General features: G+C 47.1%; 6 protein-coding genes. 2 read left to right on the top strand and 4 right to left on the bottom strand.

Features of this window, described 5'->3' with window-relative positions; all coding sequences use genetic code 11:
• Window positions 1–18: 18 nt before the first annotated feature.
• A complete protein-coding gene (locus LDL40_RS01580; protein WP_300993056.1) occupies window positions 19–2,226 on the bottom strand; it encodes a YgiQ family radical SAM protein in 2,208 nt (735 codons plus the stop codon).
• A gap of 680 nt (window positions 2,227–2,906) precedes the next feature.
• On the opposite strand from LDL40_RS01580, the gene LDL40_RS01575 reads away from it, so the two are divergent.
• A complete protein-coding gene (locus tag LDL40_RS01575; protein WP_300993050.1) occupies window positions 2,907–6,128 on the top strand; it encodes a TonB-dependent receptor in 3,222 nt (1,073 codons plus the stop codon).
• Between the two features lie 123 nt (window positions 6,129–6,251).
• Here LDL40_RS01575 and LDL40_RS01570 read toward each other — a convergent pair whose 3' ends face one another.
• From LDL40_RS01570 to LDL40_RS01560, 3 genes are all read right to left on the bottom strand, one after another.
• On the bottom strand, window positions 6,252–6,815 hold the full coding sequence (locus LDL40_RS01570) for a TMEM165/GDT1 family protein (RefSeq protein ID WP_300993047.1): 564 nt from the start codon (window positions 6,813–6,815) through the stop codon (window positions 6,252–6,254).
• 257 nt (window positions 6,816–7,072) lie between these two features.
• Window positions 7,073–7,909 (bottom strand): S-formylglutathione hydrolase, encoded by an 837-nt coding sequence (fghA, locus tag LDL40_RS01565; protein WP_300993043.1) that lies wholly within the window; start codon window positions 7,907–7,909, stop codon window positions 7,073–7,075.
• Window positions 7,910–7,974: 65 nt separating this feature from the next.
• The gene (locus tag LDL40_RS01560; protein WP_300993053.1) at window positions 7,975–9,087 is read right to left on the bottom strand and encodes an S-(hydroxymethyl)glutathione dehydrogenase/class III alcohol dehydrogenase; all 1,113 of its coding nucleotides are present in this window, start codon (window positions 9,085–9,087) and stop codon (window positions 7,975–7,977) included.
• A 102-nt stretch (window positions 9,088–9,189) separates the two neighbouring features.
• Here LDL40_RS01560 and LDL40_RS01555 point away from each other — a divergent pair.
• On the top strand, window positions 9,190–10,000 hold an 811-nt coding region (locus tag LDL40_RS01555; protein ID WP_300993041.1), incomplete at its 3' end, for a LysR family transcriptional regulator.

Raw genomic sequence — 10,000 nt, 5'->3', positions numbered from 1 at the left:
GCCGTCATCGCCATGAGGTTAAGCCTTAGCTTTTTTGCTAAAAGATGGCTTACCGGATGAGCGTTTGATCTTCTCTACGGCTTTGGCAGCAGGATTGACCCCTGTATGGCGGGTGAGCGCTACCTGACCTGGTTTTTTACCCGGTACTTTGGTGCCACGCAGGAAGAGTTCTTCTTTGCCCTCTTCCGGTACCAGACAGCCTTTGCCCCGGCCAATCAGGTGTTTTAACCCCATTTTGACCAAAGCTTCGCGGATCATAGGCCAGCCTTTTGGATCATGGTACCGCAACAAGGCTTTGTGCAAGCGGCGCTGGCGCTCCCCTTTGGGCACAGGCACCACTTCGGTATTGCCTTTGATATTTTTCAGCGAGTTCATCTCGGTGTGATAGATGGTGGTCGCATTCGCCATAGGGCTTGGGTAGAAGTTCTGCACCTGATCCAGTTTAAAGTCACGCTCTTTTAGCCAGAGTGCCAGATTCACCATATCGCGATCCGTGGTGCCAGGATGCGCTGAAATAAAATACGGGATCAGGTACTGCTCTTTACCCGCCTCACGGCTGAAGCGGTCAAACATTTCTTTGAACTTGTCATAAGCGCCCATGCCAGGTTTCATCATCTTCGACAATGGGCCTGTTTCTGTGTGCTCTGGAGCTATTTTTAAATAACCACCTACGTGGTGCTGCACCAACTCTTTGACATAGTTTGGATCTTCAACAGCTAAGTCATAGCGTACACCGGATGCGACCAGAATCTTCTTAATACCATCCACTTTGCGTGCCGCTCGGTATAAATCCACAGTCGGACTTTGATCAGTGTCCATATGCTCGCAAATGGTCGGATAAACACAAGAAGGCCGGCGACAGGTTTGCTCCGCTTTTGGATTCTTACAGCGCAAGCGATACATATTGGCGGTTGGGCCACCTAAATCCGAGATCACGCCGGTAAAACCCGGCACTTTGTCACGAATTTCTTTAATCTCTTTTAAAATAGATTCCTGAGAACGGCTTTGGATCACGCGGCCTTCGTGCTCGGTAATAGAGCAAAACGAACAGCCACCAAAACAACCCCGCATGATATTGACCGAGGTTTTGATCATCTCATAAGCAGGAATTTTGGCCTTGCCATAGACAGGGTGTGGTACACGCTGATAAGGCAAGCCAAACACACCATCCATCTCTTCCGTCGTTAATGGAAAAGCTGGCGGATTCACCCATAAATAACGGTCACCATGGCGCTGGAAAATAGCGCGGGCACAACCAGGGTTGGTCTCCTGGTGCAAAATTCGTGAAGCATGGGCATAAAGCGGCTTGTTAACACTCACCTGCTCAAAAGCTGGCAGTTTGACATAGGTTTTTTCCCAGGGCTTTTGCCGTGGCGGCTGCACCAGTATAGGCTTGGCTTCCACTTCAGGCGCTTTGCTTAAATCTATACCTTGCTGGGCAAATTCAGAAAAGGTACCACAACCCACGTCGTCAGCACCGTATGGATTAGGTACAGGGTCAATTTTACCAACTTTATCAATAGCAGTGGAATCAACACCACGCCAACCCGGTAAAGGCTCTTTACGAATGACAGCTGTACCACGGATATCGTGTAATGTATTGACATCTTCGCCATTGGCAATACGGTGCGCCACCTCAACCAGAGGGCGCTCGGCGTTGCCGTAGATCAACAGTTCAGCTTTGGCATCAAAAATAATGGAGCGACGAACTTTTTCCTGCCAGTAATCATAATGGGCAATACGGCGCAGGCTGGCCTCAATACCACCTATGATCACAGGCACATCTTTATAGGCTTCTTTACAGCGCTGTGAATAGACGATCACAGCACGATCAGGCCTTTTACCACCTTCATTGCCTGGCGTATAGGCGTCGTCATGGCGCAATTTTTTATCCGCTGTGTAGCGGTTAATCATCGAATCCATATTGCCGGCAGAGACACCAAAAAACAGGTTAGGTTTGCCAAGTGCCATAAAAGCATCTTTAGACGACCAATCAGGCTGGGCAATTATGCCGACACGAAAGCCCTGGCTCTCCAGCATACGACCCACAACAGCCATACCAAAGCTGGGGTGATCGACGTACGCATCGCCGACCACCAGAATAATATCGCAGCTATCCCAGCCCAGTTGTTTCATCTCGGCTCTGCTCATAGGCAAAAACGGCGCTGTACCAAAGGACTCAGCCCAGTATTTTGGATAAGAAAATAGTCCCCGCTCAGCCGCCATGCGGTCCACTGCTGCGGATTTTCTTAAATGGGCCTGATTCGTTTGCATCTGTTGGTTCACTCGGTTTTGCCTGCCAAAAATGGCCGCGCATTATACTTGACTCAGTAGGAGAATACTAACCTTATCCCTGCTTTAGCTGGTTGTGTTGCGCTAGTCAATCGGCTTTACGTCAGCAGAATCCAGCTTCACTAGCCTGAATAGTTTCATTTACTGTATCAGGTAGTGGCAATAGCAAAAGGAAAGAATGCTGAACTGCTTTCACTCTTTTGTCGATTAAAATTTAGCCGACACTTTCCCTCTTCGCCATCAAAGCTCATTAGCACTATAGGTCCGTAAAAAACACAGGCGGAACTCAAATTACAGGAAGCTTGACCAGCAGAAACTGCCGTTTATCAAGAGACAAAGTCTCATACTCACTACTTTATTGTTACTTGGTAACATGAAAACTATAGAGTAAAAACAATAACCTAACTCTTAACTCTACTAATTGAAGTTATTTTTTCACCTTTTCATGTTTACTTTTTAATCATCATGGTACAAAGTAACATTAGAGCTTGGCATATATGGTAGTAATGACAGCTTTGAGCAGGAACAGCAGAGACATGATCTCATGACGATGTCAGCAGAGGTATGACTGGCAGTTTGCATGGACTAAAACAAGAACAGAAGAGACTTAAACTATGTCTGAATTACACAACACTAACTATCATATCCAGCGCACAACAAAGGCCAGATTGAGTTTGGCTGTTTCGGCCGCTTTGTTGGGGATGAGCCCAACATGGCTATTCGCACAAGATTTGCCAAAAAATGACAGCGGTGTCATTGATAAAAATAAAGCTGAATCCGTCGAAGTTATAGAAGTTAAAGGCATTCGTGGCAGCATCATGTCGGCTCAGGATCTGAAGCGTTTAGCTGACACTGTTAAGGATGTGATCACAGCAACTGACATTGGCGCTCTGCCGGATAAGTCTGTTACCGAAGCCCTACAACGGGTACCGGGCGTCACCATTGAACGTTTTGCCTCTTCTGACGACCCTAAACACTATGCCGATGAAGGGACAGGTGTGTTGGTTCGAGGCTTAGATAGAGTTCGCTCTGAGGTGAATGGTCGGGGAGCTTTTAGTGCGAATCCCTGGGGGGGGCTGAGCTATGAAGACTTTCCGGCAGAACTACTGGGATCAGTCGAAGTAGTGAAAAATCAGACTGCCGACCTGATCTCAGGTGGCATAGCTGGCACCGTCAATCTTGTGACCCGCAAACCCTTTGATTCTGACAAAAGAGTAATGGCCTTTAGTACCAAAGCAAACTACGGCGATTTCCGTGAAGAAGTTACCCCTTCATTTTCTGGTCTTTTCTCTGATAGCTGGCAAACCAAAGCGGGTAAGTTTGGTTTCCTGATCGCTGCGTCCCAATCAGAATATAAATCCCGTGGTGATGGCGTAGGTTTAGGTAACTTCCATTCCCGTGGCGACTCTTTTATCCCGACCACAGACCAGTGGGGCGGCATTACAGGTGTAGACCCGAGTTCACCTGTCGATGGTCCAGCCCTGCCCGGCCAGCCTGCCGGTAGTATCTGGCATGTGCCTGTCGCCATTCATATGAGTACTGCAGACAACGACAGAGAGCGCACAGGCTTTACCTCTTCTTTGCAGTGGGCCAACACCGATGACACCATAGTCGCCACTTTAGAACATATTAATTCCGATGCCTCGCTTGAGTGGAATGAACGACAAATAGGTCAGGCTGCTCAAGGCTTCCGGGGTTTTATGGGATCTTCACAAAACTGGCGGGATGATGCAGCTTCAGGTCGTCCTCTGACGACTGATAATGGTTATGTCACTTCAGGTGTCGCCCTGGGTGTCAGTCCGGAAACACCATTTTTCTATCGCAGCCGCTGGAACTACAACGAAAATACAGTGGAAGATACGTCACTCAACCTTAAAATCAAAGCCTCAGACCGTTTAAAACTTGAGCTGGATTATCAACATATTGACTCAGAAAAAGTGGTGCACAACTACAGTATGTCAGGGCAAACCCGTGGTAATCATGTGCACGTCGTTTCGCCCTACTTCCTGGATATGCGCGGTGAACGCCCTACAGTAGAGTTTTTGAGCGATAACATTCTGACACCTGGCTGGTCTCCTAACAGCGACTGGAATGGACCAGTGCCTAACCTGTTTCTCGGCAGCGGTATGGAACAGGAAGAACACAATACCGCAAAAGCAGACAGTTTTAAATTTAATGCCAGTTATGAACTCGACGGCGTATTTACCGCCATTAAAACAGGCTTTTATTACACAGATAAAAATCTCACTGTGCGTGATACCGCCTATGAAGGTTGGTCTGCCATTGGTACGCCCTGGGATATGAATGATCGCAACGCCGCCGCAGCAGTAAACAATCCAGGGTTATTTGAACGCGTAGATTTCTCGGACTACTACAACGGTAAAGTACTGATAGGGAACGTAAATAACTTTTTATTCCCCAAAATGGATCTGGTAAGAAACTATGCTGAATCATTGCGCCAAGGCTGTAAAGACGGATGGCATAACGCCACACTGAGTGCGGCCAATAACGGCGTCTGTACTGGTACTTATGTCCCTTATGCCGACAAACCAAACAGGGTCGAAGGCCCCTATGCAGCTCATAATATCAGCTCGTCTAATGAACAACGCACTGAGTTTTATCTGCGTGCTGATTTCGAAAGAGCCGAGCTGGATATACCAGTCAAAGGTAACCTTGGCCTACGGTTTGTGAACTATCAGTTGGAGTCAACCGGCGCCTTTGTGCAACCTTCCACCGCGAAAAGAGGTGAACCTGGTACCTCGCTGAACACGGTAATGCAACAAGCAGAGTATAAGAAATATTACGATCTGGCTTCTGGTGAATCGCAATTAAGTACAGTAGATGGCACAGACTACAATGCAGTGCTTCCCAGCTTAAACCTGAACTTTGAGTTGGCTGAAGATTTGGTTATGCGCTTTGGTGCTTCTCAGGGCTTGTATTATCCTAGCCTGACGGATGCCCGTAATATCAGCTTACTGGATTTGGACTACACCAGACGACTGCAAACCCCGGGAGCCGATCAGGATGAAGTCAATAACCCCGTAGTTGCACTTGACGATATTGAAGTCACAGCTTTAGCTGGTAACCCTTACCTTGAACCGGAAGAATCCATCAATCTGGACTTAACAGCAGAGTGGTATTTCGCCGATGCTGGTTTCGTCAACCTGGGGTTGTTCCACAAAAAGCTGGATAACATTATTCGCAACAGACAATTTGATTTGGATGTCAGCTACAACGGAGTGAACTATGATGTGTCAGCTTATGGTCCGGCCAACACGGGTTCAGGTACTATAAGTGGCGCTGAATTCTCCTACTCCCAGTTTTACGATATGCTGCCTGGCGCCTGGCGAGGCTTAGGTTTGCAGTTTAACTACACCTACATAGATCAAAGCGGTCTGGAAGATCCTAATGCTATATCCAAAGGCACTTTAGGTTTTGATGAAAATGGTAATCCTATCGCAGACAATCGCAATACCTTCAGGGTTTTCAGCGGCTTACCTCTGCAAGGTTACTCAGATCAAAACATGAACATCGTAGGTATGTATGAGTTCGAAGCTATTTCATTCCGCTTGGCTTATACCTGGCGCTCAGAATACCTGTTAACTTTGCGGGAGTCTGAAGAATATGTACCTGCGTTCGCCGAGGCTTCAGGCATGATGGATGCTAGTTTTTATTACAGCATTAACGACAACTGGAAAGTAGGTATAGAAGGCAGCAATCTACTCAATACTGAAACCAAAACCCGTTATCAGATGAATCAGGCTGGTGATAAAACGGATGCACTGAGCTTTACGACAGACCGTCGCTATGCGCTAAGTGTCAGGGCTATTTTCTAAAGAAATAGCGCTGCACTAATCGCCGCTAAAAAACCGCGTAGCAGTGTTGTTGCGCGGTCTTTTCATCTGCATGCCAGTTGCTGGTCAACAGTCCGCCCCTGATCTGAGCAACGCTTTTTCTCTCTAATACATAACAATAGTCAGTACACCCAGCAATATAAAAATTGCACAAGCGATACGACGAGCCCAGTCCAGAGATATACGTTCCAACAACCAACTACCTGCGTACACCACAGGTACATTAGCTGCGAGCATCCCCAGGGTAGTACCTAAAATCACCTGCCAGGTTTCCGAATAAGTTGCGGCCAACAGCACAGTGGCTACCTGCGTCTTATCACCAATTTCTGCCAGGAAAAATAAGATACAGCTGGCAAAAAAAGCGCCGTATTTTAAAACGCTTACTTCTTCACTGTCGTCTTTATCCGGAATGAGTAACCACAAGGCAACAGCAATAAATGAGCCGCCCAATAACCAGGCGTGCCATCCTGCGGGAATAAACTGCGCTACCCAGGCACCAAACCAGGCGGATGCAGCATGATTTAATAAAGTAGCAACCAAAATACCGGCAATAATAGCGCCACGTGAGCGAAATCGTGCCGCGAGGAACAAAGATAAAAGTTGGGTTTTATCACCGATCTCCGCCACAGTAACGGAAGCGAAAGAGGCAACAAAGGCATCAAAATACATAAACTGCACCTGGCGGGATCATTAAACATAAGACAACAAACCAACTCCCGCCTGGGGCTAGTATGTTGTCTTAGGTCTCATTAATACCTGATCAAGCTTGATCTGCGGGACTTTGTTGCCATGTACATTGAGGTACAAGTGTGTTGACAACAAAACAAAACCTGGCGGTTTTGTAAATTACTCCCCTAAGCGCGGCTGCATTTTAGCCGTGCATGAGGCGTTTGGGCAAGCAAAAGTTCGTCGAAATAAAGTTCTGTTTAAGCTTTTAAATGCCTGGTATGAAAACGCAAATGTTCTTCAATAAAGCTACTGATGAAAAAATAGCTGTGATCATAACCAGGTTGTAACCGGATTTGCGCCCCGCTTTGACTGCGCTGATTGGCCTCGATCAAAGATTGTGTGCGAAGCTGTGCAGGATAAAACTGATCAGCTTCCCCCTGATCGATCAGCATAGGTAAACTGCATTGTTGTTGCGCCAGTAAAAAACTGGCGTCGTACTGCAGCCATTGGTTTTTATCATCCCCTAAATAAGCAGTAAAAGCTTTTTTGCCCCAGTCACACTCTGATGGCTGACAAATAGGAGAAAAGGCCGACACAGAGCGATAAGAACCGGCTTCACGCAAAGCTATCACTAAAGCTCCATGCCCCCCCATCGAATGGCCACTGATGGCTTTGGCTGAGTTAACTGGTAAATGAGCTTCGACTAAAGCAGGCAGTTCACTGTAGATATAGTCGTACATCTGATAATGGGCGGCCCATGGCTGTTGTGTTGCATTCAGATAAAATCCTGCGCCCTGGCCCAAATCATAGGCAGCATCGTCCGCTACCTGTTCACCCCTTGGGCTGGTGTCTGGGATCACCAAAGCTATTCCCAGCTCTGCTGCGACACGCTGCGCCCCGGCTTTCACCGAAAAGTTTTCATCAGTGCAGGTTAAACCTGATAACCAATACAACACTGGTACTTTTTGTTTTTCAGCCGCTGGTGGTAAGTACACCGAAAACTGCATCAGTCCGTTTATCACTTTGGAGTGATGCTGGTATTTAATTTGGCGGCCAGCAAATAATTTGTGTTCGGATAACTGAATTAAGGTCATTACTTTATCCTTATGCAGAGAAAGCCCGGCGAACCGGGCTTTTGGCAAATGACTAAATACTGTGGTTAGAAATGAATAACGGTACGGATCGACTTGCCTTCATGCATCAAATCAAAAGCTTCGTTGATTTGCTCCAACGGCATGGTGTGCGTGATAAAAGTATCAAGCTCAAACTCGCCTTTTAAATAACGCTCCACGTAATCGGGCAATTCAGTACGGCCTTTGACGCCTCCAAAAGCGGTACCACGCCAAACCCGACCTGTGACCAACTGGAAGGGGCGGGTAGAGATTTCAGCGCCGGCTGGCGCCACCCCAATAATCACCGACTCGCCCCAACCTTTATGGCAGCACTCTAAGGCCGAACGCATTACGTTGACGTTACCAATACACTCAAAAGAGAAATCGACGCCGCCGTCTGTCATTTCAACAATCACATCCTGAATTGGCTTGTCGAAATTTTTCGGATTAATCACATCTGTCGCCCCCAACTGCCGGGCAATATCAAACTTAGATTCATTGATATCAATGGCAATAATGCGGCTGGCCTTGGCCATCACAGCGCCGATCACAGCAGATAAACCTATACCGCCCAAACCAAAGATAGCCACTGTGTCGCCTTGCTTCACTTTGGCGGTGTTCATCACAGCGCCCATGCCCGTAGTTACTCCACAGCCCAATAAGCAAACTTTTTCCAAAGGCGCCGCTTTATTGATTTTGGCTAAAGAGATCTCTGGTAGCACTGTGTATTCAGAAAAGGTAGAAGTGCCCATGTAATGATAAATAGGCTGGCCGTCTTTAGAAAAACGAGTGGTACCATCTGGCATCAGGCCCTGGCCTTGAGTGGCACGAATAGCCTGACACAGGTTGGTTTTACCGGATAAACAGAATTTACATTTACCGCATTCTGGTGTGTATAAAGGGATCACATGATCGCCCACTGCTACGCTGGTGACGCCCTCGCCTATAGCTTCCACCACACCACCACCTTCATGGCCTAAAATACAAGGAAATTTGCCTTCAGAATCCTGACCCGACAAGGTATAAGCGTCGGTATGACACACACCGGTCGCGATAATACGCACCAACACTTCGCCTTTTTGCGGTGGCATTAAATCCACTTCTTCAATTTTTAACGGTTGACCCGGGCCCCAGGCCACGGCTGCACGTGTTTTAATCATATTCATGGAATGCTCCCTTTAGTATTGGCATTGAGTATAACCCATTGTAATTTTTTCTTAATCGTTGATAATCCCCGAAAATAACAAATGAGTTTTGCATAAATGAAAGAATGGCAAGGGGTCAGCGAATTTGTAGCTGTCGCCGAACTTGGCAGTTTTTCTAAAGCAGCCAAAGTCTTAGCTATTTCTGTGGCTCAGGTTAGTCGTACAGTCTTGCAATTAGAGCAGAGATTGAATTGCAAACTGGTGCTGCGTACTACCCGTCAGGTACGTCTAACTGAACAAGGCACTTTGTACTACCAGCATTGCCGGGCTTTAGTCAATGGGTTACAACAAGCCAATCAGCTTTTGACCAGCTTGCAGCATGAACCTTCAGGCGCGATAAAAATTACTGCACCTGTCTATTATGGCGAACACTTTATTGCGCCTTTGCTGCATGAGTTTTTATTACGTTATCCCAAAGTGCAGCTGGATTTGCAGCTGACTAATGACCAACTGGATTTAGTGCAAGGTGGTTTTGACTGTGCTATCCGATTAGGCCAGCTGACAGATTCCAGCCTGCAAGCAAAAGTATTGGGAAAACGCACTTTATATTTATGCGCCAGCCCCGATTATCTGCAAAAATTTGGCACACCTACTGCTGTGGCGGAACTACATCAGCACAGATGCCTAGTGGGATCTGTTGATTTCTGGCGTTTTGAGCAGCAAGGCCAAAAACTGCAATTTAAGCCTCAACCTTATTTACGCTGCAATAGTGGTGTGGCGCTGACAGACGCGGTGCTGAAAGGTTTAGGTGTCACACAACTGCCGGATTATTACCTGCAACCCTATTTAGAGGACGGCCGTTTAGTCGCCTTGTTGCCTGAACAGCAACCCGGTGATGAGGGCATTTGGGCTTTGTATCCATTAAACC

Source organism: Rheinheimera sp. (assembly GCF_020217005.1).
Taxonomy (GTDB): Bacteria; Pseudomonadota; Gammaproteobacteria; order Enterobacterales; family Alteromonadaceae; genus Pararheinheimera.
Note: the sequence above shows the minus strand (reverse complement) of the source record. Positions and strands in the feature narration are given on the sequence as shown.